Genomic DNA, 24,641 nt, shown 5'->3' with positions numbered 1-24,641 from the left:
GTCCGAGGATCTCGACTGCTTTCTCCTGTTTCAGTTGCAGACGAGACCGGCGCCGCAATTACAGAAATCGTTAGGGTCATTCAGATTGTCGGCTCTGCAATCACGCACTTCTCGACGCTCGTTTCGACGATGCACGCCAGCTACAGAGCCCGGCGACATCGGGTGGCCAAAATGGTCGATGAACAACGTGCCCGGACCAGTGGCATTCGAAATGTCACCTGTGATCACCTTGACGCCGGGATATGTGATCGTTCCTGCCCCTATTTGCGGGCGTAGCGACAGTTCGACCACGACGTCGACAGGCTGCTTGTCATTCGCAACAATGGACAAAACGGCATTGGGTGGATTTTCGGCAAAACTGTCGTTGCCTTCGGACACCATATCCAGAAAGCCTTGTAAACTCAGAACACCTGCATACCGAACCGGACGGTCGCAGAAGAACGTGACCATCGGGCTGGCGTCTTTCATGGTTATCGTATCACCGGTCATGGACACCGAACCGGCATTGTGCACGAACAACGCTTTGCACTCCTCGGAGCTGCCATCCTGTGCGTGGACCGCAGATATGAGACCGATCACAATCGGGAATGCAAAAGCAAGCGTTCTGCAGGTCTGTTTGATCATTTTCGTCTCCTTGCGTGCGTGATCTCAGTTCGCTGTGTCGGGCAAGCTGCACATTCCGGCGGCCCTTGCGAATACTATTGCTGACCCCGCGCCTTGGTTCGGGTCGTGGCCTGATCAACGAGTTCCATCAGTTCGATCCTCAGATCCTCGCAGATCTGTTGGAATTCAGCCGTTCTGGTCTTTCCGCGTTCTCCTTGCTCCTGAAAACCGCGGAGCGCAGTCAGCGCCTCGCCGAAATCACGGCAGATGGTCTGAAACTTTGGATCGCTTCGTGACAAAGACCCGATTGCAAATTCATCGCTGGGTGACTGTTTCACTAGTTCGGAACACCCGGCAGCGAGATAGTTTTCCACTTGCTCCCCCTGCAAAGACCTCTGGCGGCAGTGAGAAATTCAGCCAGCGGTGCTTCCGTGTGGACGCTCCGTGGCATTCCCAGACTAACAACTAGGGCCGGTGGGCCGGGGTATTGAACATGTTCGGAACGTGTTATGAACATTAAAAATGCTTTTGTTTGAATGTAATACTGGACGAAACACGACACAGCCGGATACTGTTGGGATAGAGTGGATGGAACGAAATCAGCCAGCAGACGCTTCGATGGAAAGTGAGTTTTCCGAACAGAAGTCAGCGCCACCTTCGGAGCAGGTTGCGATCAACGATCAGATCGCGCGTATGTTCCAGAGCTCTCAGTTCGGTGCGAATGATCGTCGACGTGCATTTCTCAAATACATCGTTGAAGAAACTTTGGCCGGACGTGCTGATCGTTTGAAAGGGTATTCGATTGGCGTTTCCGTCCTGGGTCGCTCAGAGGATTTCGACGCAACCGCTGATCCTGTCGTTCGTTTGGAAGCGCGCCGCCTGCGACGCGAGCTGGAACACTATTACCTTACTGACGGAAGTGACGACCCTTTAGTGATCACCATTCCCAAAGGGTCATATGTGCCATCGTTTGACTTTAGGAATGTATCTGCGACATCTCCCAATCCTTCGAAGCGGGACAGCGCGTCAGGTAAGTCCGGTCGACTCGCTCCAAACTGGCTTTTGTTGGTTCTGATTGCGCTGTTGGTGGCCGTGACGGGATCACTTGTGTTTCAAAATCTCAGACCGGAAAATGTACCTACGGATCATGCGGAGATAGACAATAATCTGTGGGGAGAATTGCCGATCGTTGCCGTGATGCCGTTCAACCCGTTGGGAAACAGCGCTGTTGTGTCCGTGGCGGCTCGTGGGATCGCCGAGGACATTACAACTGACTTAGCACGCGTGCAGGGGCTTCGCGTCATATCATACGCGTCAACAGCCAGGTTGTCCGATAAGTCTATCGATCTGGTCGACGAGGGGCAAAAATTGGGCGCCACACATGTCTTACGGGGCAGCCTACAGACCATGACAGAGGGCTATCGGCTCAACATTGGTCTAGTCGACGTGGACAGCCGCAGTGAAATCTGGGCCAAGCGGTTCGACTACAAAACAGCGGAACGCTTCGATACCCAAACCGAGATTTCACGCGAGATCAGCTCCACCTTCTCGATCGAGCTGTTTCCGGAACTGACCTCGCGGATTGAGGATGCGCGCTGGACACGTCGGGACGCCAAAATCCTGTATCAGCAAGCGTTGGACATCATTCACCCACCAAGCGATCCTTCGAGGTTTGACGCGGCGCAATCCTTGTTGCTACGTGTTGTAAAGCTTGAGCCAAATGCTCCACATGGGCATGCGGGACTGGCGTTCGCAGAATCACATCGAACCTGGTTTGGACTTGCTCCGAACACGCAGGAAACGCGCGACGTGATCAGGCAATACGCCGACAGCGCGCTGGACATGGACCCGGCCAATGTACGTGCTCTTTTGACTTTGGGGGTTCTTGAAATTGTGACCGGCAATCCGCAACCGGCGATTAATTTCGGTGAGCGCGCGGTCGAGCAAGAACCGAGCTCCAGCTTGGCCCAGGCCTATCTCGGGATGTTCCTTTTGTACGCTGGCAAGGCAGAACAAGCCATCACGCCGCTAAAGCGGTCTCTAAGTCTGGACCCCCTCAATATTCGGCGGCCCTACAGAAATATTCTGGGGGTGTCTCAATTCCATGCAGGTCGCTACCGGGATAGCCTTGACACGCTACAGGAAAATCTGGACATCGGCGGACCTTCGGGACCACATATGATGGTCTATCAGGCCGCGGGTTACGCTGCGCTCGAGCAATTCGAAGAAGAAAATGAAATACTCAAAAGCCTCTCTGCGTTGATTGCCGAAGGTGAAACGTTCCCGCTCAGATGGTGGCTGGAAAGAGTAGTTTACGATCCAAAAGTGATGCAACCGCTATTGGACGAGTATGCAAAGGCCAAATCTCTGGCCGACACTCGATAACTACTTGAAATCGCCGCGTATCGCCTATGCTCGAAGCGCCTACAACGTAGAGGTGGCAGCGAAAGACCGGTTTGAAGTAGCCGCACCGCGGCGCAGGAAGTTTTGAGAATGTCTCTTTCGGGCCAGGCGTGCGACTTTGCAAAGGCCGCTTCCTGCGCAAATCGGCCATTGGAACCGATGATTCTCGCCGTCAGTTCCCCTGATTGCGGAACAGTCGTGTTGACGAGAACATCGACTCGAGCTCTTCGATCCGCTCCTTGCTTTCCTCCCACCGCGCACCCTGCACTTCGGCGATCAAGGCCTCGACAATCAGCAGGATCGCCATGGTGCTGTCCCAACTCGACGGTGCCTCGACCAGGCCATTGAACGTGTAGTCCGCGCAGCGCCCGATCGGAGAGCCCCATTGATCGGTGAACAGCACCACCGTCACCCCGCGCTCGCTCGCGATCTGGGCAAGTTTCTCAAGATGCGCCTCGTACCGACGGATATCAAAGATCACCAGGACCGAGTTTTTGTCCATGTCGAGCAGGTACTGCGGCCAGACATTGGCGGAATTGCCCAGCATGGTCACGTTGGGGCGGATGATCTGCATGTGGTTGAACAGGTAATCCGCGTTCGACCGGGTAATGCGCCCCCCACCACGTACAGGGGGCGGGATTTGTCTGCCAAAAGCCGCGCGACAGAGTCGAACATCTCGGTATCCACCCGTTCCAACGTGTGGCGCATGTTGGTCCAGACAACTTGCGCAAACCGCATCAGGGGATGTTCCGCACTGTCATCCACCATCCAGGCGTCGCGCTTGGACAGCGGTTGTTTGATCTGCGCCGCGACCTCTTCGCGCAGTGCATCCTGCAGATCGGGAAAGCCATCGAATCCCAGCTTACGCGCCATGCGAATGACCGTGGGTGTCGACACGCCCGCAGACGACGCCAGCTTGGTGATCGATTGCAGCCCGCCCATCGGATAGTCCTGCAACAAGACCGAGGCCAGCTGCCGTTCCGACGGCGTCAACTCGGCGGTATGGTCCTGTAGCAATTGCTTCACAAGCTTGGTTGTCGGGGTCACGGGCAGGCCCTCTTCTTTCGCATCGGCTCTGGACGACGCCAATCGGCAACGTCCGTATAGCATTTGCTACAGCCTAACCAGCAATGTAGAGATGTCTACAGAAATTATATTGACAGGCGATGGCTGGCTGTAACTAATGCTACACATGTCTGCCAAACCCGAGTCACCTCTCCTGTCCGAACTGGAGCGCCCTGCGGCGCGCGCTTTAAACGTGCGCGGCCAAGGTCAGGCATTCCTGGTCTGTGAACACGCCAGCCGTTTCATCCCTTCCAGCTTGAATGGTCTGGGGTTGAGCGACGAGGCCGCGCACTCTCATGCCGCCTGGGACATCGGTGCATTGGAGTTGTCGGTCGAACTGATGGGTGCACTTGATGCTCCACTGGTCCATTCCCGCATCAGCCGTCTTGTCTATGACTGCAATCGCCCCCCGTCCGCACCCGACGCCATCCCGTCCAAAAGCGAGCGGTTCGATATTTCGGGCAATGACGCCCTATCAGACGCCCAGCGCAATGCTCGCATAACCGAAGTTTATGACCCTTTCCGCAAATTGCTGAGCCAATCCCTGGACGCGCGCTCCACGCCGCCCGTGATGGTCACCATCCACAGCTTCACTCCGATCTACCGTGGCCAACCGCGCACGGTCGAATTGGGCATCTTGCACGACGCTGACGATCGCGCCGCGCAACTGTTGCTGAAAGCGGCGCAAGGCAGCGGCCTCGAAACTGCGTTAAACGAGCCCTATTCAGCAACCGACGGTGTCACACACACGTTACGTGAACATGGCCTAAAGCGCGGATTGCCAAATGTAATGATCGAAGTGCGCAATGACCTGATCAATTCGCCTGCGGGCGTCAACCGAATCTCGGGCCTGCTGGCACCGATGCTGGCACAGATGGTCAAACAACTGTCTGCCTTGGAAATAACTGGGGAGGCCACGACATGACCCTCGCGCGGCGCTACATTGCCTGGATCGACGGGATGAACCGGCTCATTGGCCGGGTGGTGATGTACGGTATCTTTGTGATGATGGGCATTCTGCTCTGGTCTTCGATCTCGAAGACTTTCTTTCTGCCTTCCCTCTGGACGCTGGAAATGGCGCAGTTCGCCATGGTCGCCTATTACATTCTGGGTGGGCCCTATTCGATCCAGATGGGCTCCAACGTGCGGATGGACCTGCTTTATGGCGAATGGTCGGTCAAACGGCAGGCCTGGACCGACGCGTTCACCGTGTTCTTCCTGATCGTCTACCTCTGCGTCATGCTCTATGGCGGCTATGACAGCCTTAGCTATTCGTTCCAATACGGTGAGCGCAGCCCCACCGCCTGGCGCCCCTATCTGTGGCCGATCAAGACAATCATGTGTGTTGGTCTGTTCCTTATGCTGCTGCAGGCGATTTCCGAACTTCTAAAAGACATCCTGCGTATCCGCGGAGAAGACATTCCGAAGGAGACCACCTGATGTCATACGAGTTGATCGCGATCCTCATGTTCTCGACCATGATGCTGATGCTGTTGACCGGCCAGCGCGTGTTCGGGGCCATCGGGTTTGTGGCTGTCATGGCCTCGCTTCTGCTCTGGGGGGATCGTGGCGGCTATGATCTGGGCTTTTCGGCGGCGATGAAGCTGATGAAGTGGTATCCGCTGCTGACGCTGCCGATGTTCATCTTCATGGGCTATGTGCTGTCCGAGAGTAAAATCGCCGACGACCTTTACAAGATGTTTCACGTCTGGATGGGCGGCCTGAACGGCGGTCTGGCGATTGGCACCATCGGTTTGATGGTTCTGATCTCGGCCATGAACGGTCTGTCAGTGGCCGGTATGGCCATCGGCTCGACCATCGCCCTGCCCGAGTTGTTGAAACGCGGTTATGACAAGAAAATGGTGACAGGGGTCATCCAGGCGGGTTCCAGCCTTGGTATCCTTGTGCCTCCGTCAGTCGTGCTGGTGCTTTATGCGATGATTGCGCGCCAACCGGTGGGCCAACTGTGGCTTGCGGGCGTTGTGCCCGGGCTGATGATGGCCGCGATGTTCATCCTTTATATCGTGATCCGCTGCCGGATGAATCCTGCGCTTGGCCCCGCCCTGCCCAAAGAAGAGCGCGATGTGCCGATGGCGGAAAAGATGCGCCTGCTGCGCTCTGGCTTGTTACCTCTGGGCATCTTTGCCGCCATGATGGTGCCCTTCGTGAACGGTTGGACCTCGCTTGTCGAAAGCTCGGCCATCGGCGCGCTGACGGCCTTTGCCGCCGCCGTTCTCAAGGGGCGGATGACCCGCGAAGTATTCGAGAAATCCGTTCGGTCAACTTTGGGTATTTCCTGCATGTTCATGTGGATCATCCTGGCTGCTCTGGCCTTTGGCGCGGTCTTTGACGGGCTGGGTGCCGTCAAGGCGATCGAAAGCGTGTTCACCGAAAAACTCGGCCTGTCCCCTTGGATGATCCTGATCCTGATGCAGCTGAGCTTTATCCTGATGGGCACCTTTCTGGATGACACGGCCATGCTGGTCATCGTCGCCCCGCTTTATGTGCCGCTGGTGGGTGAGCTTGGGTTCGATCTGATCTGGTACGGCGTGCTTTACACGATCACCACCCAGATCGCCTATATGACCCCGCCCTTTGGCTATAACCTGTTCCTGATGCGCGCCATGGCCCCACCCGAGGTGACCCTGCGCGACATCTACGGCTCGATCCTGCCCTTTGTATTGGTGATGACTTTGGCGCTCGCCACAATCATGACCTTCCCGCAGATCGCGCTGTGGCTACCCGACTACGTTTACAACAACTGATCCCGGCAACACCGGGGCGCAGAATTGACACCAATCATGGGAGAGTACCAATGACGACAAGACGCAAGTTTTTAACCACCGCCGCCGTCGGCACCGCCGCGGCCCCGCTGGCCACTCCGGCGCTGGCGCAGTCCACTATCAAATGGCGGATGCAGACATATGCTGGCGCGGCCCTGGCCGAGCACGTAATTGATCCGGCGATCAAGATGTTCAACACCATCGCGGGCGATCGCATGCAGATCGAATTGTTCTACGCCGATCAGCTGGTCCCCACGGGTGAGCTGTTCCGCGCCATGCAGCGCGGCACCATTGACGCGGTGCAGTCGGACGACGACTCGATGGCATCGCCCACCGAAGTCACGGTCTTTGGCGGCTACTTCCCCTTCGCTTCGCGCTATTCGCTGGATGTGCCGGTGCTGTTCAACCAGTACGGATTGAACGAGATCTGGGACGCGGAATATTCAAAGGTCGGCGTCAAGCACATCAGCGCGGGTTCCTGGGACCCCTGCCACTTTGCCACCAAAGACCCGATCCGCTCGTTGGCCGACCTCAAGGGCAAGCGCGTCTTCACCTTCCCCACAGCGGGCCGCTTCTTGGCTCAGTTCGGCGTCGTGCCGGTCACCCTGCCGTGGGAAGACATCGAGGTTGCCGTGCAAACCGGCGAACTGGACGGCATCGCGTGGTCGGGCATCACCGAGGACTACACCGTTGGCTGGGCCGATGTGACCAACTACTTCCTGACCAACAACATCTCGGGCGCATGGGCCGGATCGTTCTTTGCCAACATGGATCGTTGGAACGAACTGCCCGAAGACCTGCAAACCCTGTTCCGCGTCTGCTGTGACCAGTCGCACTATTACCGCCAGTGGTGGTATTGGGGTGGCGAAGCCAACCTGCGGGTCAATGGCCCCAAGATGGAGCTGACCTCGATCCCCGACGAAGAATGGGCCACAGTCGAGGCCGCCGCGCGCGTCTTCTGGGACGAAATCGCCGCCGAGTCCGAGACCAAAGCCAAGGTTGTCGAGATCTTCAAGCAGTACAATGCGGACATGGAAAAGGCCGGTCGCCCCTACCGCTACGGCTGATATGAAACAAGTCTGGTCCGCCCTGTGCGGGCCAGACATCCCACACTGAACATTTCCGGGTCATGCAAACGACCCGCGACCACAGAAAAGGTGCGTCATGCTGACATTCGAAACCCTCAAGCAACAGGCCGCCTCGGGCGAGGTGGACACGGTTCTGGTGTGTCTTGTGGATATGCAGGGCCGCCTGATGGGCAAACGCTTTCACGTTCAGAACTTCCTCGACAGTGCATACGAGGAAACCCACTGCTGCAACTACCTGCTGGCCACCGACCTGGAGATGGCTACGCCTGATGGCTACAAGGCCACCAGCTGGGAGGCAGGCTATGGCGATTATGTCATGAAACCCGACCTTTCCACCCTACGTCCGATGCCCTGGCTAGAGGGCACCGTGATGGTGCTCTGCGATGTGTTGGATCACCACACGCATGAACCGGTCCCCCATTCCCCCCGCCAGATCCTGCAGGCACAAGTCGCCCGCGCCGAAGCCATGGGCCTGACGCCGATGATGGCGACCGAGCTGGAGTTCTTTCTGTTCGACCGCACCTTTGACGAAATCCGCGCAGGTGATTTCAGGGATCTGACGCCGATCTCAGGCTACAACGAGGACTATCACATCCTGCAAACCAGCAAGGAAGAGCACGTGATGCGGCCCATCCGCAATCACCTCTATGCTGCTGGAATTCCTGTGGAAAACACCAAAGGCGAAGCAGAGGCAGGGCAAGAAGAGCTCAACATCCGTTACGCCGATGCTTTGGCTTGCGCCGACAACCACACCATCGCCAAACATGCGACCAAGGAGATCGCACATTTCCACGGCCACGCCGCGTCGTTCCTGCCGAAATGGCACCATGACCGGGTCGGCTCGGCCAGCCATGTGCACCTCTCGCTGTGGCGCGATGGCAACCCTGAATTCTACGACGCCGACGCCCCCCACGGGCTGAGCGAGCTGGGCTAAGCAGTTTTGCGCGGGCATGATCAAATATGCGCCCGACTACACCTTCTTCCTGGCGCCTTACGTTAACAGCTACAAACGCTTCATGAAGGGCACATTCGCCCCCACCAAGACCGTCTGGTCGGTGGACAATCGCACGGCAGGGTTCCGTATGTGTGGCGAAGGCACCAAAGGTGTGCGCATGGAATGCCGGATCGGTGGCTCTGATCTGAACCCTTACCTGGCGCAAGCCGCCCTGCTGGCCGCTGGCCTGAAAGGGATTGAGGAAAAACTGGAGCTCGCACCGCCAACGGCAGGTGATCTCTATGAGGACAGCGACGCCCGCGAAATCCCGCGCACCCTGCGCGATGCGGTGGAAACACTGCGCGGCTCGACCATGCTGCGCGAGGCCATGGGGGATTGGGCAGTGGATCACTACACCCGCTGCGCCGAGTGGGAGCAGGAAGAGTTCGACCGCGTGGTGACCGATTGGGAAATCGCGCGCGGGTTCGAAAAAGCTTGATATGTCGGACTGGGGCGCTGCCCCAGACCCCGGAGTATTTTTGAAAAGATGAAGTCAGGGACGTTGGTGCCCCTTAGTTGGAGTTCAGTGATGACTGGAACCGTTCAATGTATCTCACCGATTGATGGATCGGTGTATCTGGAGCGGCCCTTGGCCAGCCCGTCGGAAGCTTTGGCTGCCGCAGCCCGCGCCAAGGCCGCGCAAAGAGAGTGGGCCGCGCGTCCCTTGGCCGAGCGGATTGCTCTGGTCCAGGCCGCTGTGGCCGAAGTCGGCAAGACGACCGACCGCATGGCCGTGGAACTGGCCCATCAGATGGGCCGCCCGGTGCGCTATGGCGGCGAGTTCGGCGGCTTTAACGAGCGCGCCAGCCACATGGCCGAGATCGCCGAAAGCGCGCTTGCGCCCATCGTGGTCGAAGACAGCGATGCGTTCCTGCGCAAGATCGAGCGTGAAGCCCATGGCGTCGTGCTGGTCGTGGCACCTTGGAACTATCCCTACATGACCGCGATCAACACCGTGGCTCCTGCCCTCATTGCAGGCAACACCGTGCTGTTGAAACACGCCGCGCAAACCCTGCAGGTGGGTGAGCGGATGGCTGAGGCATTCCTTGCCGCAGGTGTGCCCCAGGACGTGTTCCAGAACCTGTTCCTGAACCACGACACAACGGCTGAGCTGATCTCGGACCGCCATGTAAATTTTGTGAACTTCACCGGCTCGGTGCGCGGTGGTCAGGCGATGGAACGGGCCGCCGCTGGCACCTTTACCTCAGTTTCTACCGAGCTGGGTGGCAAAGACCCAGGCTATGTCCGCGCGGACGCCGATTTGGACGCTGCCGTTGATACGCTGATCGACGGGGCGATGTTCAACTCGGGGCAGTGCTGTTGCGGGATCGAACGCATCTATGTCCACGAGAGCCTTTATGACGCTTTCGTCGAAAAGGCCGTGGCACTGGTCAAGACCTACAAGCTGGGCAACCCGTTGGAAGCAGACACCACCATGGGTCCGATGGCGCATGTGCGCTTTGCCACAGAGGTCCGTGCGCAGATTGCCGAGGCTGTTGAGGCTGGTGCCGTGGCTCACATCGAGACGATGAAAGCCGACGATGGCGGCGCCTATCTGACGCCGCAGATCCTGACCAACGTGACCCACGACATGCGCGTCATGCGCGATGAAAGCTTTGGTCCGGTTGTGGGCATCATGAAAGTTACCAGCGACGAGGAAGCCATCGAACTGATGAACGACAGCCAGTTCGGCCTTACTGCCTCGATCTGGACCGCCGATACCGACAAGGCCGACGAGATCGGCGCGCAGTTGGAAACCGGCACCGTCTTCATGAACCGTTGCGACTATCTGGATCCGGCGCTCTGCTGGACCGGATGCAAAGACACCGGGCGCGGTGCAGGCTTGTCCGTCCTGGGCTTTCATGCTCTGACGCGCCCCAAATCCTACCACCTGAAAAAGGCCTGAACTGATGAAACTTGTTGGCAACTGGTCCTATCCCACCGCGATGCGCTTTGGCGCAGGACGCATTTCCGAAATCGCTGACGCCTGCGCGGCGGCTGGCATCACCAAACCCCTGTTGGTGACCGACAAAGGCCTGGCTGATCTGCCGATCACGCAAGACACGCTGGACCTGCTCGAGGCGGCTGGCCTGGGTCGCGCGATCTTTTCGGACGTTGACCCGAACCCGAACGAAAAGAACGTCGAGGCCGGGCTGGCAAGGTACCGCGAGGGTGGCTTTGACGGGGTGATCGCCTTTGGCGGCGGCTCTGGCCTCGATCTGGGCAAGACCACTGGCGTTCATGGCCGGTCAGACCCGCCCCTTGTGGGACTTTGAGGATGTCGGCGACTGGTGGACCCGCGCCGACCCTGCAGGCATCCACCCCATCGTGGCCGTACCCACCACCGCTGGTACCGGATCAGAAGTAGGTCGCGCTGGTGTCATCACCAACTCGGTCACCCACGAGAAAAAGATCATCTTCCACCCGCTTATGCTGCCCAAGGTGGTGATCTGCGACCCGGAACTAACCGTGGGCATGCCGAAATTCATCACCGCAGGCACCGGGCTGGATGCTTTTGCCCATTGTGTCGAGGCCTTCTGCTCGCCGCATTACCACCCGATGTCTCAAGGCATGGCTTTGGAAGGCATGCGCTTGGTCAAAGAGTATCTGCCGCGCGCCTATGCCGATGGCTCTGACCTGGAGGCGCGCGCGCATATGATGTCCGCCGCAGCCATGGGCGCAACCGCGTTCCAAAAAGGTCTGGGCGCCATTCACGCCATGTCTCATCCCATCGGAGCGCATCATCACACCCATCACGGCACCACCAACGCCGTCTGCATGCCCGCCGTTCTGAAATTCAACCGCCCTGCCGCCGAGGGCGTTTTGACCCAAGCCGCAGCCTATCTTGGCATCGAAGGTGGGTTCGATGGGTTTGCTGCCTACGTTGACAACCTTAACGAGAGCCTTGGCATTCCCAAGACGCTCACTGAATTGGGTGTCATCAATCCTGATCTGGACGTTTTGGTGCGCGACGCGCTCAACGACCCTTCTACAGGGGGCAATCCGATCGAGATGACACAGAGCAATACCCGCGCTTTGTTTGAAGCAATTCTTTGAAGCACCCGCTTCGGCGCTAAGAGCGCATTGCCAAGTAACACGGCCTCAATCGACGGCGATTGAGGCCGTTTTTTCAATCAAATGACACCAGACGTCCTTCAGCCAACGCCGGTGTGATCCCCCAGCAACAAGTCGATGAATTTCCAATCCGATCTATACGGCCAACGGCTCGTTATGATAGCTGGAACTAAAAAGTGCGCTAACGCACCAAAAAGCAAAGCAAAATATTGGAGCAGGTCCATGAAAAAAACTACTTTGGCAGCCCTTGGGCTGACCACATTGCTTGCGCAGGCCGCATCTGCCGCTGAATTGACCGGTGGCTATGTTGATCTTGGCTATTCTGCCTTTACTGACAACACAAGCGTATCCAAGCGATCCCTCACCGGCTCGGCCGAAGTGGCATTTACCCGTACATTCGCCTTGCAGGGTGATCTGGGGTTCCACAGCTTGAATGCCGTTGATGAAACTGGTGTGAACCTAACCCTTCACGGCAACTTTCATGTAGGCGATTTCACGTCCTTGGGTGTATTTGCCGGGCGCGACAACATAGACAACCTAGACATGAACTTCTACGGTCTCGAAGTTGGGCATGAAGCCGGCCGTGTGGAGCTTGAAGGCTATGCCGCGATCGCAGATCCGGGCAATGGGGCTAACGGCAATGGCAGCCTGCTCGGCGTCCAGGTTCGTGGTAATTTGACCGAGGAAGTTCGCCTCAAGGCGTCCATCGATTACGTTGACGCCCGCAATGGTGTGGACGCAACACGTTACAGCATCGGTGCCGATTATGACTTTGGCCAAGGCGGCGCTTTCTATGCGGAAGCAGGCGGCTTTAATGCCAACGCCGGTAACCTAGGAGCAACCGAGGCCTTTGTCGGTATTGGCTTGCGGTACAATCTGGGTGCCAAACGCGGTACAACCTTTGGCCGTCGCGGTCTTCTGGACAAATTGCCTGGCCTCTAAGCCAAACGCGGAGTCGGCGTTGCAAATGGCGCCGACTTCCTTGCCAACCGGTGCATTTTGCAAAGGCACCATGGGCTCAGGTCGAGTCCAAGTTTCCACGAAAACCCCCACCATTTGAAAGAATGCGCGCTGCCCTTGGCGTATTGCCAAACCGCACGTTTCTTTGGCCATTTCGGCTGTGCAGACTGAATTCGGCAGACAAAGGGGATGGTGGGTGATGAGAGACTCGAACTCCCGACATCTTCGGTGTAAACGAAGCGCTCTACCAACTGAGCTAATCACCCGTGAGGGCGGATTTACCCAAGCTGTCAGGCAGACGCAAGAGGCAAATACAGTCTTTTCTTTAATCTTTTTGGGAACAAACATCCGGGCCGCGATTGGTGCCCCCGTAATGACGACCAGCATCCGCACAAGATGGTGAATAACAACAAATCCCAGATCGGCTCCGACCACCAAAGCCAGAACCGTCATTTCAGCTTGCCCACCAGGCGAAAACGCCAGGAAGGCCTCGACCGGGTCTGCTAGTCCCAGAGAAACGACAGCTTGCGTAATCGCCATCGCCATGACTGCCAGCAGGACAACAAATGCAACACCCGACAGAACATCATGCCTCAACTCAGATCCAGTGATCCCTGAATAGGACACTCCCAGCCCCATGCCGATCACGAATTGCGCAGCAAAGATTGCTTCGGCGGGCGGACGGAACTGCAACACACCAATGAGGGACAAGAAGGCACTGACAATCAGTGGCCCAAGAATCGCGGCTCCGAACAATCCGATCCGTTCGCCACCTTTCCAGCCGACCAAGGCAGCCGCCACCATCAACAGCAACTGCGCCAACAGGAATCGAGCTGGTGGGCGCACCAACCGGATTGTTCAACGAAACACCGTAATATTCGGTCAGCATCAGCGGCGCTATGATCACGATCACCAACACACGTGTTGTGTGTATCAATGACAGAGCCCTGACATCGCCCCCCGCTTCCTGACCAAACAGGATCATATCCTGCAATCCGCCTGGCATCGCGCTGAAATAGGCCGTGACGCGGTCAAACCCGCACACCCGCGTGAAAAACGGCACGCCGATCACCGCGATCAACACAACATATACAGCCATCAGGAGCAGTGTGATGGCCATGTCTGGAAGAGCCAGGGCCAGCTCAACGGTGATCGCACTGCCAACCGCAAGCCCCAGAACGGTACGCGCACTTGCTGAAATCACACCGACGCCCTGCAATCGAACCCCGGCCAGAGCAGCCACGAGGCAGGCGCACATCGGCCCGAACAGAAACGGCAGAGGGAATTGCAGAAACCAGAAAACCCCTGCCCCTATGGCCGCAATTAGAAATGTCGCCACACGGGGCAGCAAGGACATGTTGGCTCCAAACTATCTTTTGTTGGCAATAAACCTGATTGCATTGAACCGGAATAGTCGAAGGCAAAGCAAGGCCCTACATCAACGCAGCAATCTTGTCAGGTTTTGCTAAGCCAAAGCCTAAATCATAAGGTCCAGCGGAAGATCAGCAATGTCACGTAAACGCTGCCCCTCGATCATGGTTTCGACGAGTTCCAACGCATCACGTTGCTGATCCCGCAAGGTCTGGACCAATTCAGAAAGCGCAAAATGATAGACACAATCCATATCCCCGGTTCCCAGAGCAATGGCCGCAATCCGCGACGGCAATGGCTCGGCGGTCACAGCAACAATGTGCGGCAAACGCCCCTTTCGATTTCGGATCAGATTTAGTGCCTCTGATCTGGTATTCTGCACCCGATCAGACCGGATCGTCAGTTTGCAACTGACCGAAGCATGCAACGTCGCCAGTGCACCGTTGGCCTGTCGTAGACTAGAGTTTTCGGCGACATCTTCACCCACCAGATCACTGTGCAGGTTGATCACCGCGTCGGTCTCGGCAGCGCGTACCACAACGACATCGGGCTTAATCAGATAGTCGGTCCCAAGATGGGTTTTGAGCGCCCTGCTGGCATCTGCCAAGCTGCGCAACTCGTCTAGATGAGCATATTGAGCGTAACGCGATATAGGCTGTCCTCGTTCGACCGAAAACCGCCCCGGGCGCAGATGCTGGAACTGCACAAAGCACTCGGCAAGGAACTCCTGACAAGCCCCTTCAAAAAGACTGCCCGACGTCTGTCCAGCGGGCTTTTCCTCTTGGTTCACCGGCGGTCCGATCTTGTCGACCAAGGCGCTCGCGATCTCGCGGCTTGTCCGGTTGGACACGTCAGCGATCGATGGCACACCGCGTGTTTGCGTGATCGGTCCCGCCAGGCACTTGGCATGAAACCTCGCCCGTGCGGCGCGCAACCACGTCATGCTCACGCCACCGCGTATAGTCGCCTTGCCGTGATAGCCGCCTTCAGATTGCGGGCCACAGCCTCGGCGACGGGCGGAGGAAACGCGTTACCAACCTGCCGGTAAGCGTTGGTTTTGCGCCCGGCAAACTGCCAGTCATCAGGAAAACCCTGAATGCGGGCAACCATGCGCACGGTCAAACGGGGCATCCCTTCGAAGTCGGGATCAGGCGCTTCTTCGGCAATGGACTTGCCGTTGACACCCAAGGCTTCCCAGGCGCGGCGAGCGCGTGTGGGTCCCAGATCGGGCCCCCCGTGTTTCTTGGACCCGCCAACAATGGTCGGTGCAATTTCGTCTGCCCCGTCACGCCAGGCATCCACTCCGCTCCAGCCACGCGCGCCCATCAGATCATGAAGCAGTGCCCCAACACTGGGGGGATGCATGTCTCCGCCCTGGGGCCACTCAAATTTATCCATGTATTCGTTTCGCACGGCAACGATGACCACACGAGGCCGCAGCTGTGACACGCCGAAATCACTGGCATTGTACAGGTGCCACTCAACGAGGCCGTACCCCATTTTCTTGAGTTGTGACTTCAGCTTTTGCCGGTAGTCGTGAAACACCGCATCCATGAAACCGCGCACGTTTTCGAGCATCACGGCTTTGGGCCGCACCTCGTCCACGACACGCACGGCCTCGGGAAACAGATCCCGCTCGTCTGCTGCACCCAACTGTTTACCCGCCTTGGAAAATGGTGGGCAAGGCACCCCTCCGGCGACCAGATCAACTCCGGCGAAAGGGCGTGCATCAAAATTGGTCAGATCGGCCTCATCGCCTTCGATGACATTCCACTGGGGACGGTTCAACGACAAGGTCTGGCGACACCATTTGTCGACCTCGACCATTGCCTCGTGCTCAAATCCCGCCCGCTCAATGCCAAGGGCTTGACCACCGGCGCCCGCGCACAGCTCCAGCGATGTCAGTTTCCCCTGCATAAGATGCCCCCGATTTGGTTTTTACCGACTATCGCGAGATAGAGAACAAAATGTCAACACCAGGGCCGGGTCGTGAGTGGAATTAAGAGACGCACCAAGACGCAATTGACGCTTGGCACCTCAAAGAAACTGCAATTGTAATGACAGCCGAAACACCTTCCGAGCCAAACAGTCAATATCCGCTATGAGCCCAAAGTGATAGTATTGCATTGGCGCAGCGAAGGTCCGGATCGTGCATGGCATTCATCACTACTACTAAAGATGCAAATTAGGTTCGTGCTTCAAACAAATGGGCCTCTTGCGGCACTACAAAGGCTTCGCCCACTCTATACTTTTCAAGTTTTGAGGCCACGTCATTGACGACAGCATTCGTGACAACTTCTCCAGCTTCGCTTAAATCTTTCTCGATCGGCAATGCCATTATCTGTTCGAAAAGGTTATCAAACCGACGTTCAAGTACGATGCTTTGTTGGGCTTCAATTGTGAAGCTGGAACCCTCCAAAAGCGCGCGTATTACATTGCCGTCTCGAAAGGAAAAAGGAGCTTTGGCTTTTGTTGATGCCGCTTCACCAACATGGTCGCTCAAAGCTTCAGACAGTGCTCCATTGAAAGGAGAAATCGCACTCCAGCATGTAAGTTTCAGCTCTCCCCCTTGCTTGAGAACGCGTCGGATTTCAGTCAATGCTGCTGCTTTTTCGGGGAAAAACTGTAAGCCTTGCTGACAAAATGCTAGGTCGAAAACTGCATCCTCAAATGGAAGTTCGCGGACGTCAGAAGCAACATAAGTCGCCTCGTGGGCATCAGATGGATGTCGCTGCGCCGCCAACTCAGTCATTGTCTCATTCAAATCTGCGCCGACAATGCGACCATTCCCTTTTAAGCGAGAGGCGATCTCGCGTGTTAAGGCACCGGTACCACATGCTACATCAATGATATGGGCACCCGCTGGCAAGGGAGTTTTATCTAACGTGGCACGCGCCAAAGGACCAAACATCGCAGGCACACTGTGATCGTCATATTTTTGCGCCGCAGCGTGCGTCAAACGAAACTTATCCAATTCGATCTCCCTCAATCAAAATGCCGCTAAGCTCTCGCGATAAGGTGGTCTATCACGAACGACACGGCTGTGCCCAAGATTTATGGTTGATACTTTTTCTTGTTCCACTCTAGTTTGTACGGGGCTTTTCTTAAGCGGTCATTGGTACGAGTATCTTGAAGGTCCGAAAAGTCCGCACAGCGGCCACTAGACCATCACCGCACCGACAATTTCTGGCGCGTTTTGACGAATTTGGAACTAATGCCAAACGCCCTTCAAAAATCGGAAAATGGTGGGTGATAAGAGATTTGAACTCCTGACATCTTCGATGTGAACGAAGCGCTCTACCACTGAGCTAATCACCCATGACGCGGGGTATTACAGTTACTCCGCAGCCTCCGCAAGAGGTTCTTTATCTGATGGGCCGGTCGACACGCTCTGGCGCAGTTTACATACAATGACACGCCCATTGCCCTTGTCTTCAGTCCGGTTGATACGGAGTTTTCCCAAGGGTTGGAGGTTCAGTTCCCGACCTGAAGCGATGGCCTCTCCCAGAATTGCCAGCGCCGCTTCGATGGCTAAGCTTGGCGTCCTTTTTCTTGACCCCGGCCCGATCCACAACAAGGTCGATCAATTCACGCTTTTTCAGCTCGGGTCCGTCGTTCGACGGCACCACCACATCCGCCGCGGCAGGTTTGACAACCTTGGGCAGTTCAGCCTTTGCAGCAGATGCCGACTTGGCCTCTGTGGTTTTGGGCGCAGCTGTTTTTGCAGTCGCGGTCTTGGAGGGTGCAGTCTTAGTCGTGGTACGGCGCGTGGGCGTCTTGCGCGGCGTGGTTGTGGTGCTCTTTGCCATGGGGTGCCTCATACCTGCTTATTGTTATCTGTTTCCACCTTAGCGACAAAAACCCTTTGAAACCAGAAAACACCGCCAAAAGTTTCCAATCCGTCACATATCGGCCCCAGATTGCGTTGTAATTAGGCTGAAAGAACCCGGTTTGGCTTTACAACGACTAGCCAGCAAGAAAGGGAAATGACTTTGGAATTCGGCTACGCGGACAAAAGCTGCAGGTCTTCTTGATGACCTCACTGACCGCTTGAATTCAAGGCAGACTGGTATCTACAGCAGAGCGCGCCTTAAGCCACGTCATGACCTCGAACACCGGACCATTGTTCTTTGCGGTACGGGGGCTGAGAGCATAAAAGTCGTTTCCATCTGGTTCCCACATCTCACCCACTTCAACCAAACGACCAGCTTCAAGATCATGATCCACCAAAAACCGACTGACCAACGCCACACCCTGCCCTGCTATGGCAGCGTCGACTGCTAACGATGTCTGGCTAAGGCGAAGACTTCGAGTTGACTGGTCTGGCACGCCCAAATACGCAAGATAACTTGGCCAAAGATCATGGGCATCATGGATTTTCGGCTGTCTGGATAGGGCGTCTGGATCCAGTGGGTGGCTTCCGTGGCCAACCAACGTCGATGAGGCGACCGGGATCAGCGTTTGCTTAAACAGCCGCGTCACTTCCAGCGACGCACCAAAGGGCGGCGATCCCTGGCGTACCGCGAGGTCTATTCCGTCGCTATGAAAGCTTGACACTTTTTCCGTCGCCACAATCCGCAAATCGATATTCGGATGAGCTGCCGCGAAGTCTGGCAGATTGGGGATTAACCATTTCGCAGCAAAGGTTGGGGTGACGCTGATCAAGACCTTGTTTGGTTCTGGCTTCAACTCGGCGGTTGCGGATCGAATGTCGGCGAACACCCCCTCTATCCGGCTGTGATAGCTCCGCCCTGCTGATGTGAAGACCAAGCCCTTCGGCACACGTTCAAACAAGGTTACATTTAGATGCGTTTCCAGGTGGCGCACTTGTTGAGCGACGGCCCCTTGCGTGACGCCTAACTCATCTGCGGCCGCGCGGAAGCTGAGGCGACGGCCTGCTGCATCAAAAGCACGCAGACCGTTGAGAGGAGGAAGATTGATCATTTTGCAATAGTATTCCTACTGCCTGAAAACATCAATTCTCGCTCTGAACCGATAGATAATTGTGCGATACCGTTAGAAATCACAGAAGGAGGCTCCACTATGACAGTAGAAAAAGTAGCGCTAATCACAGTCGCGCGGCAGTGGTATGGGCGCAGATGCAGCACGCAAACTGGCGAAAGATGGGTTCAAAGTCGGGGTGCTCTCGTCTTCCGGCAAAGGTGAGGCGCTTGGTACTGAACTTGGAGGCTTTGGCGTCACAGGCTCCAATCTTGACAGCGAAGCCCTGACCGCGCTGATCGAAGGGGCAAAGGAGCGTTGGGGCCGTGTAGATGTGTTGGTGAACTCAGCAGGCCACGGGCCAAAAGGTCCAGTTCTCGAAATCAGCGACGAGGATTGGCATCAGGGTATGGAAGTTTACCTGATGAATGTGATCCGCCCGACAAGGCTCATCACGCCCGTGATGCAAGCGCAGGGTGGCGGAACAATTGTCAACATCTCGACATTTGCGGCATTTGAACCTGACCCGCTCTTTCCAACATCAGGCGTCTTCAGGGCCGGGCTGGCGGCATTTACCAAGCTCTACTCGGACAAGTATGCACCGGACAACATCCGCATGAACAACATACTGCCCGGCTTTATCGACAGCCTGCCTGAAACCACCGACCGCAAGGCCCGGATCCCAATGGGACGCTACGGTTACGCTCACGAAGTCTCTTCTTTGGTGTCTTGGTTGGCCTCCGAAGATGGCGGATACATGACCGGTCAAAACTTGCGTATCGACGGAGGTCTGACACGCGCCGTCTGACGACCGCTTTCGTGTCGAACGGGGCAAGAAACTGTGCCCCACTGAAACAGGATCACAAGTCCCCAAAAAAACAGGCAGGGTCAATTCTGACCCTGCCTGTTTTTGACTAAAATTGTTCGCCTGCTTAGTGCGCGGTTGCAGCGGGTCCTTCCCCACCGGAAATCGCGGCTTTGGCTGCAGCGGCTTCTTCCTCGGCAGCCTCGTCCCATTCAATGGGCTCCGGCTCACCGACAAGCGCATGCTTAAGAACTTCTGAAACATGTGAAACCGGGATGATTTTCAGCCCTTCTTTCACATTGTCCGGGATCTCTGGCAGATCCTTTTCGTTCTCCTCTGGAATCAGAACCGTTGTGACGCCACCACGGAGAGCAGCCAACAGCTTTTCCTTGAGACCACCAATAGCACTCGCGTTGCCGCGCAAAGTCACTTCGCCTGTCATGGCGATGTCCTTGCGCACCGGCAATCCCGTCAGAACCGAGACTATGGCCGTAACCATGGCCAGACCCGCGCTTGGGCCGTCTTTTGGCGTGGCGCCATCGGGCACGTGCACGTGGATGTCCAGTTTGTCGAACTGCGGCGGTTTTACCCCGATCTGCGGGCTGATTGAACGCACATAGGATGAAGCCGCCTCGATCGACTCCTTCATCACGTCGCCCAGTTTGCCGGTGGTTTTCATCCGACCTTTGCCCGGCAGGCGCAGCGCCTCGATGCTCAAAAGCTCGCCACCGACCGAGGTATAGGCCAGACCAGTGACAACACCCACCTGATCCTCTTTCTCAGCCAAGCCATAGCGATACTTCTTAACGCCCAGGAAATCGTCGAGATTATCGCTAGTTACAGTAACTTCTTCAGCTTCTTTCTTGACGATCTTGGTCAGCGATTTCCGCGCCACCTTGGCGATTTCACGCTCCAGGTTCCGCACGCCCGCCTCGCGGGTATAGGTGCGGATGATCTCTGTCAGCGCCTCGTCGGTCAGTTCAAATTCCTTGGCCTTAAGACCGTGGTTCTTGACCTGCTTTTCGATCAGATGCTGCTTGGCGATCTCGCGTTTTTCGTCCTCGGTGTAACCCGACAGTGGAATGATCTCCATCCGGTCCAGAAGCGGCCCGGGCATGTTGTAGCTGTTGGATGTGGTCAGGAACATCACGTTCGACAGGTCATATTCGACCTCAAGATAGTGATCCATGAACGTGTTGTTCTGTTCCGGATCCAGCACCTCCAGCATCGCCGAAGACGGGTCACCGCGGAAGTCCTGCCCCATCTTGTCGATCTCATCGAGCAAGATCAGCGGGTTCGTGGTCTTGGCCTTCTTCAGCGCCTGAATGATCTTGCCCGGCATCGAACCAATATAGGTCCGGCGGTGACCGCGAGATCTCGCTTTCGTCGCGCACACCACCCAAGCTGATGCGGATGAACTCACGGCCGGTCGCCTTGGCAACCGATTTACCAAGCGAGGTTTTACCAACACCCGGAGGTCCAACAAGGCACAGGATCGGCCCCTTGAGCTTCTTCGAGCGCTGTTGCACGGCCAGATATTCGACAATGCGTTCTTTGACCTTCTCAAGACCATAGTGATCCGCATCCAGGATCTCTTGAGCGCGGCCCAGGTCTTTCTTGACGCGGGATTTGGTGCCCCACGGGATCGACAGCATCCAGTCCAGATAGTTGCGCACCACGGTGGCCTCGGCCGACATGGGCGACATGTTCTTGAGCTTTTTCAGCTCGGCATCGGCCTTTTCACGGGCCTCTTTGCTCAGCTTGGTCTCGGCGATCTTGGCTTCCAGCTCGGCAACCTCGTTGCCGCCGTCCTCGCCATCACCCAGCTCCTTCTGAATGGCCTTCATCTGCTCATTCAGGTAATATTCACGCTGCGTCTTCTCCATCTGGGATTTGACGCGGGTTTTGATCTTTTTCTCGACCTGCAGAACGCTCATCTCGCCCTGCATCAGGCCATAGACCTTCTCCAGCCGCTCGCTGACCGACAGCGTTTCCAGCAGTTCCTGCTTCTGCTCGACCTCCAGGCCCAGGTGGCCCGACACCAGATCGGCCAGTTTCGCCGGTTCAGTGGCTTCACCCACAGCCGCCAGCGCCTCTTCGGGGATGTTCTTGCGCACTTTGGCATAGCGCTCGAACTCATCACCGACCGAGCGCAACAGAGCCTCGGTGGTGGTCACGTCACCCGGCATCTCGGTCAGATATTCGGCACGCGCCTCGAAGAAGTTATCGTTTTCCAGAAATTCGGTGATCCGCACCCGTGCCTGCCCTTCGACCAGCACCTTGACGGTGCCATCGGGCAGTTTCAGCAGCTGCAGCACATTGGCCAGCACGCCGGCCTTGAAAATTCCGTCCGTGTCCGGCTCATCGACCGACGGGTCGATCTGGCTCGACAGCAGGATCTGCTTGTCATCCTGCATCACCTCTTCCAGCGCGCGCACCGACTTCTCGCGACCCACAAACAGGGGCACGATCATATGCGGGAACACGACAATGTCGCGCAGCGGCAGAACGGGGTATGAGGAGTTGAGAGGCTCTTGCATGCTCTTTCCTTATCGTTGGCAAGACGGCACCGGTCCCTGTTGCAGGCAACACTCGGCCATCTCCGGTCATGGACTGAATAGGTGGGGCAACCTGCCCCCCATTTCAACCTCACGGTTCAATTCGTGACCAAGACAATGACCTGCCGCGGAACGGGCTGCAAGGCAGGAATCCTGCAATGGTGAATTTTCAATGATCGCATCGCAATCGGAACGTTGTGCGGGACGGCGGGCGGGGCGACGTGTTTGCACGAGCGGCGCACCGCCGACTGGTTTCAATATACGCGCTGAACCGCGCGTGATAGGAAAAATCCGTGCCCATCCAGGTTCCAGCATTCCAACCCCTTGCGAGAGGAATGACATGTGATATCGCCGAATTCTCCGGTCTGTCCGTACTCCGCACGTGAATACCCATCCCGATTTCGATCCACCGGGCCACACAGCATCAAAACACGCCCTCTGTCATTCATTGAAAAACTGTGACCCCACCCAGAATTGCAGTTTTGCGGTCTGGGTTGCGCTGGTGCGCTGCGGTGCTCGATGATCGTGCAATAAATGTCTGCAAAGTTGGCTTCCTGTCCTACTGAACATTGAATGTTCTCAGACGGCGTTTCAAAAGTCCAAATATCCGCGATGCTTTCGGCAGCACCAAAACCCAAATTCAAAACAGCGATCAAACCTACGCGCCGCAACATCGAAATCCCCCTTCCAATAACAATAAGCTATGAAATCAAAGGTATCACGAAGCACCCAACCTGTCATCCTGGGGGCGTTTCACTGCACCGAAAATGCAGATTCTCACTCAGTTCGGCCAAAGGTTATCCAAAAATGCACCCGCAAGCCCAAGCGCCGGGACAAAGCTCCAAAATCAGATCGGCTCGATATCCCCTTGCGCCCGCTGCGCATGGAACTCAGCCTGCCAGGCCTCAAACATACCGGCCCCAATCGCGTCGCGCATTCCGGCCATGATCTCCTGAAAATAATGCAGGTTGTGCCAGGTCAGCAGCATCCCCGAGATCATCTCGTTCGAGCGGTACACATGATGCAGATAGGCGCGTGAATAATTCGAACACGCGGGGCAGCTGCATGCCTCATCAAGCGGGCGCGGATCGTCCGCGTGGCGCGCGTTTTTGATATTCACCACACCGTGGCGGGTAAACACCTGCCCTGTCCGCCCCGAGCGCGACGGCAACACGCAGTCCATCATATCGATGCCACGCGCAACAGCGCCCACGATGTCATCGGGTTTGCCCACGCCCATCAAATAGCGCGGCTTGTCCTCAGGCAGGTATCCGGGCGCATAATCCAGGCAATCAAACATTGCCTCCTGCCCTTCACCCACAGCCAGACCGCCAACCGCATAGCCATCAAAACCAACCGTCTTAAGCGCCTCGGCGCTCTCCTCACGCAGATCAGGTTCAAGTCCCCCTGCATGATCCCAAACAGCGCATGCCCCGGCCGATCGCCGAATGCTTCCTTCGACCGCTCCGCCCAGCGCATCGACAAGCGCATGCTTTCCGCAATCCGGTCCCGATCTGCGGGCAGCGCGGGGCATTCGTCAAAACACATCACGATGTCACTGCCCAAAAGCTTCTGGATCTCCATCGAGCGTTCCGGCGTCAGTTCATGCTTGGAGCCATCAATGTGGCTCTTGAAGGTCACGCCTTTTTCGGTCAGCTTGCGCAGCCCCGCCAGCGACATCACCTGAAACCCACCCGAGTCCGTCAGGATCGGCCGCTCCCAGTTCATGAACTTATGCAAGCCACCAAGGCGGTCAATGCGCTCCGCCGTAGGACGCAGCATCAGGTGATAGGTATTGCCCAGCAGAATATCCGCCCCGGTTGCGCGCACACTCTCGGGCATCATCGCCTTGACCGTCGCGGCCGTGCCCACCGGCATGAAAGCAGGCGTACGGATTTCGCCGCGCGGCGTGTTGATCACGCCGGTCCGGGCCTTGCCATCTGTGGCCTTCAAATCGAATGAAAAACGCTCGGTCATGTTACGTCCTTGGGGCTC

At 56.8% G+C, this 24,641-nt stretch carries 17 protein-coding genes, 2 tRNA genes and 7 pseudogenes; 10 read left to right on the top strand and 16 right to left on the bottom strand.

What is annotated here, in order from left to right:
- Nucleotides 1-30 precede the first annotated feature (30 nt).
- Nucleotides 31-624, bottom strand: a complete 594-nt coding sequence (locus ACZ1HE_RS09440; protein WP_472620527.1) for a hypothetical protein — start codon at nucleotides 622-624, stop codon at nucleotides 31-33.
- 74 nt (nucleotides 625-698) lie between these two features.
- Complete coding sequence (locus ACZ1HE_RS09435) at nucleotides 699-977, bottom strand: hypothetical protein (RefSeq protein ID WP_472620526.1); 279 nt, start codon at nucleotides 975-977, stop codon at nucleotides 699-701.
- Between the two features lie 214 nt (nucleotides 978-1,191).
- On the opposite strand from ACZ1HE_RS09435, the gene ACZ1HE_RS09430 reads away from it, so the two are divergent.
- Nucleotides 1,192-2,988 (top strand): hypothetical protein, encoded by a 1,797-nt coding sequence (locus tag ACZ1HE_RS09430; protein WP_472620525.1) that lies wholly within the window; start codon nucleotides 1,192-1,194, stop codon nucleotides 2,986-2,988.
- A gap of 190 nt (nucleotides 2,989-3,178) precedes the next feature.
- Here the strand turns inward: ACZ1HE_RS09430 and ACZ1HE_RS09425 are convergent, their stop codons facing one another.
- Both ACZ1HE_RS09425 and ACZ1HE_RS09420 read right to left on the bottom strand, forming a co-directional pair.
- Nucleotides 3,179-3,580: a MurR/RpiR family transcriptional regulator gene (locus ACZ1HE_RS09425; protein WP_472620524.1), complete on the bottom strand. Its 402-nt coding sequence runs from the start codon at nucleotides 3,578-3,580 to the stop codon at nucleotides 3,179-3,181.
- Nucleotides 3,556-4,116, bottom strand: coding sequence for a MurR/RpiR family transcriptional regulator (locus ACZ1HE_RS09420; RefSeq protein ID WP_472620523.1), 561 nt, complete (start codon nucleotides 4,114-4,116; stop codon nucleotides 3,556-3,558). Before ACZ1HE_RS09420 ends, ACZ1HE_RS09425 begins: the two co-directional genes overlap by 25 nt.
- 82 nt (nucleotides 4,117-4,198) lie before the next feature.
- On the opposite strand from ACZ1HE_RS09420, the gene ACZ1HE_RS09415 reads away from it, so the two are divergent.
- From ACZ1HE_RS09415 to ACZ1HE_RS09380, 8 genes and pseudogenes are all read left to right on the top strand, one after another.
- The gene (locus ACZ1HE_RS09415) at nucleotides 4,199-4,996 is read left to right on the top strand and encodes an N-formylglutamate amidohydrolase (protein ID WP_472620522.1); all 798 of its coding nucleotides are present in this window, start codon (nucleotides 4,199-4,201) and stop codon (nucleotides 4,994-4,996) included.
- Complete coding sequence (locus ACZ1HE_RS09410) at nucleotides 4,993-5,511, top strand: TRAP transporter small permease subunit (RefSeq protein WP_472620521.1); 519 nt, start codon at nucleotides 4,993-4,995, stop codon at nucleotides 5,509-5,511. Before ACZ1HE_RS09415 ends, ACZ1HE_RS09410 begins: the two co-directional genes overlap by 4 nt.
- Nucleotides 5,511-6,836, top strand: coding sequence for a TRAP transporter large permease (locus ACZ1HE_RS09405; protein WP_472620520.1), 1,326 nt, complete (start codon nucleotides 5,511-5,513; stop codon nucleotides 6,834-6,836). Before ACZ1HE_RS09410 ends, ACZ1HE_RS09405 begins: the two co-directional genes overlap by 1 nt.
- A 50-nt stretch (nucleotides 6,837-6,886) precedes the next feature.
- A complete protein-coding gene (locus ACZ1HE_RS09400) occupies nucleotides 6,887-7,921 on the top strand; it encodes a TRAP transporter substrate-binding protein (RefSeq protein WP_472620519.1) in 1,035 nt (344 codons plus the stop codon).
- A gap of 97 nt (nucleotides 7,922-8,018) precedes the next feature.
- Nucleotides 8,019-9,375: pseudogene (locus tag ACZ1HE_RS09395) on the top strand (glutamine synthetase family protein).
- A 90-nt stretch (nucleotides 9,376-9,465) separates the two neighbouring features.
- Nucleotides 9,466-10,842, top strand: a complete 1,377-nt coding sequence (locus ACZ1HE_RS09390; RefSeq protein WP_472620518.1) for an aldehyde dehydrogenase family protein — start codon at nucleotides 9,466-9,468, stop codon at nucleotides 10,840-10,842.
- Between the two features lie 4 nt (nucleotides 10,843-10,846).
- Nucleotides 10,847-11,993: pseudogene (locus tag ACZ1HE_RS09385) on the top strand (iron-containing alcohol dehydrogenase).
- A gap of 240 nt (nucleotides 11,994-12,233) precedes the next feature.
- Nucleotides 12,234-12,953 carry an outer membrane beta-barrel protein gene (locus tag ACZ1HE_RS09380; RefSeq protein ID WP_472620517.1) on the top strand — a complete coding sequence of 240 codons (720 nt, stop codon included), beginning with the start codon at nucleotides 12,234-12,236 and terminating at the stop codon, nucleotides 12,951-12,953.
- Between the two features lie 208 nt (nucleotides 12,954-13,161).
- Here the strand turns inward: ACZ1HE_RS09380 and ACZ1HE_RS09375 are convergent.
- From ACZ1HE_RS09375 to ACZ1HE_RS09335, 9 genes and pseudogenes are all read right to left on the bottom strand, one after another.
- Nucleotides 13,162-13,237 (bottom strand) — tRNA-Val (locus ACZ1HE_RS09375).
- A 136-nt stretch (nucleotides 13,238-13,373) separates the two neighbouring features.
- A pseudogene (locus ACZ1HE_RS09370) lies at nucleotides 13,374-13,775 on the bottom strand (AbrB family transcriptional regulator); the annotation flags it as partial.
- A 79-nt stretch (nucleotides 13,776-13,854) separates the two neighbouring features.
- A pseudogene (locus tag ACZ1HE_RS09365) lies at nucleotides 13,855-14,229 on the bottom strand (AbrB family transcriptional regulator); the annotation flags it as partial.
- Nucleotides 14,230-14,448: 219 nt separating this feature from the next.
- A complete protein-coding gene (locus tag ACZ1HE_RS09360; protein ID WP_472620516.1) occupies nucleotides 14,449-15,285 on the bottom strand; it encodes an NgoMIV family type II restriction endonuclease in 837 nt (278 codons plus the stop codon).
- Nucleotides 15,286-15,287: 2 nt separating this feature from the next.
- Nucleotides 15,288-16,259 carry a DNA cytosine methyltransferase gene (locus ACZ1HE_RS09355; protein ID WP_472620515.1) on the bottom strand — a complete coding sequence of 324 codons (972 nt, stop codon included), beginning with the start codon at nucleotides 16,257-16,259 and terminating at the stop codon, nucleotides 15,288-15,290.
- Nucleotides 16,260-16,527: 268 nt separating this feature from the next.
- Nucleotides 16,528-17,316, bottom strand: coding sequence for a class I SAM-dependent methyltransferase (locus ACZ1HE_RS09350; RefSeq protein WP_472620514.1), 789 nt, complete (start codon nucleotides 17,314-17,316; stop codon nucleotides 16,528-16,530).
- A 269-nt stretch (nucleotides 17,317-17,585) separates the two neighbouring features.
- A tRNA-Val gene (locus ACZ1HE_RS09345) sits at nucleotides 17,586-17,660 on the bottom strand.
- A 116-nt stretch (nucleotides 17,661-17,776) separates the two neighbouring features.
- Nucleotides 17,777-18,151 (bottom strand): hypothetical protein, encoded by a 375-nt coding sequence (locus tag ACZ1HE_RS09340; protein WP_472620513.1) that lies wholly within the window; start codon nucleotides 18,149-18,151, stop codon nucleotides 17,777-17,779.
- A gap of 247 nt (nucleotides 18,152-18,398) precedes the next feature.
- Nucleotides 18,399-19,286, bottom strand: a complete 888-nt coding sequence (locus ACZ1HE_RS09335) for a LysR substrate-binding domain-containing protein (RefSeq protein ID WP_472620512.1) — start codon at nucleotides 19,284-19,286, stop codon at nucleotides 18,399-18,401.
- A 99-nt stretch (nucleotides 19,287-19,385) separates the two neighbouring features.
- Between ACZ1HE_RS09335 and ACZ1HE_RS09330 the strand changes: the two are divergent.
- A pseudogene (locus tag ACZ1HE_RS09330) lies at nucleotides 19,386-20,091 on the top strand (SDR family oxidoreductase).
- Nucleotides 20,092-20,215: 124 nt separating this feature from the next.
- Here the strand turns inward: ACZ1HE_RS09330 and lon are convergent.
- The 3 genes and pseudogenes from lon to tgt form a co-directional block, all read right to left on the bottom strand.
- Nucleotides 20,216-22,628: pseudogene (gene lon, locus ACZ1HE_RS09325) on the bottom strand (endopeptidase La).
- A gap of 272 nt (nucleotides 22,629-22,900) precedes the next feature.
- Nucleotides 22,901-23,320 carry a DUF6636 domain-containing protein gene (locus ACZ1HE_RS09320; RefSeq protein WP_472620511.1) on the bottom strand — a complete coding sequence of 140 codons (420 nt, stop codon included), beginning with the start codon at nucleotides 23,318-23,320 and terminating at the stop codon, nucleotides 22,901-22,903.
- 173 nt (nucleotides 23,321-23,493) lie between these two features.
- Nucleotides 23,494-24,623: pseudogene (gene tgt / locus ACZ1HE_RS09315) on the bottom strand (tRNA guanosine(34) transglycosylase Tgt).
- Nucleotides 24,624-24,641: the final 18 nt, after the last annotated feature.

This window comes from Falsiruegeria sp. JB4-1, from assembly GCF_055693495.1.
Note: the sequence above shows the minus strand (reverse complement) of the source record. Positions and strands in the feature narration are given on the sequence as shown.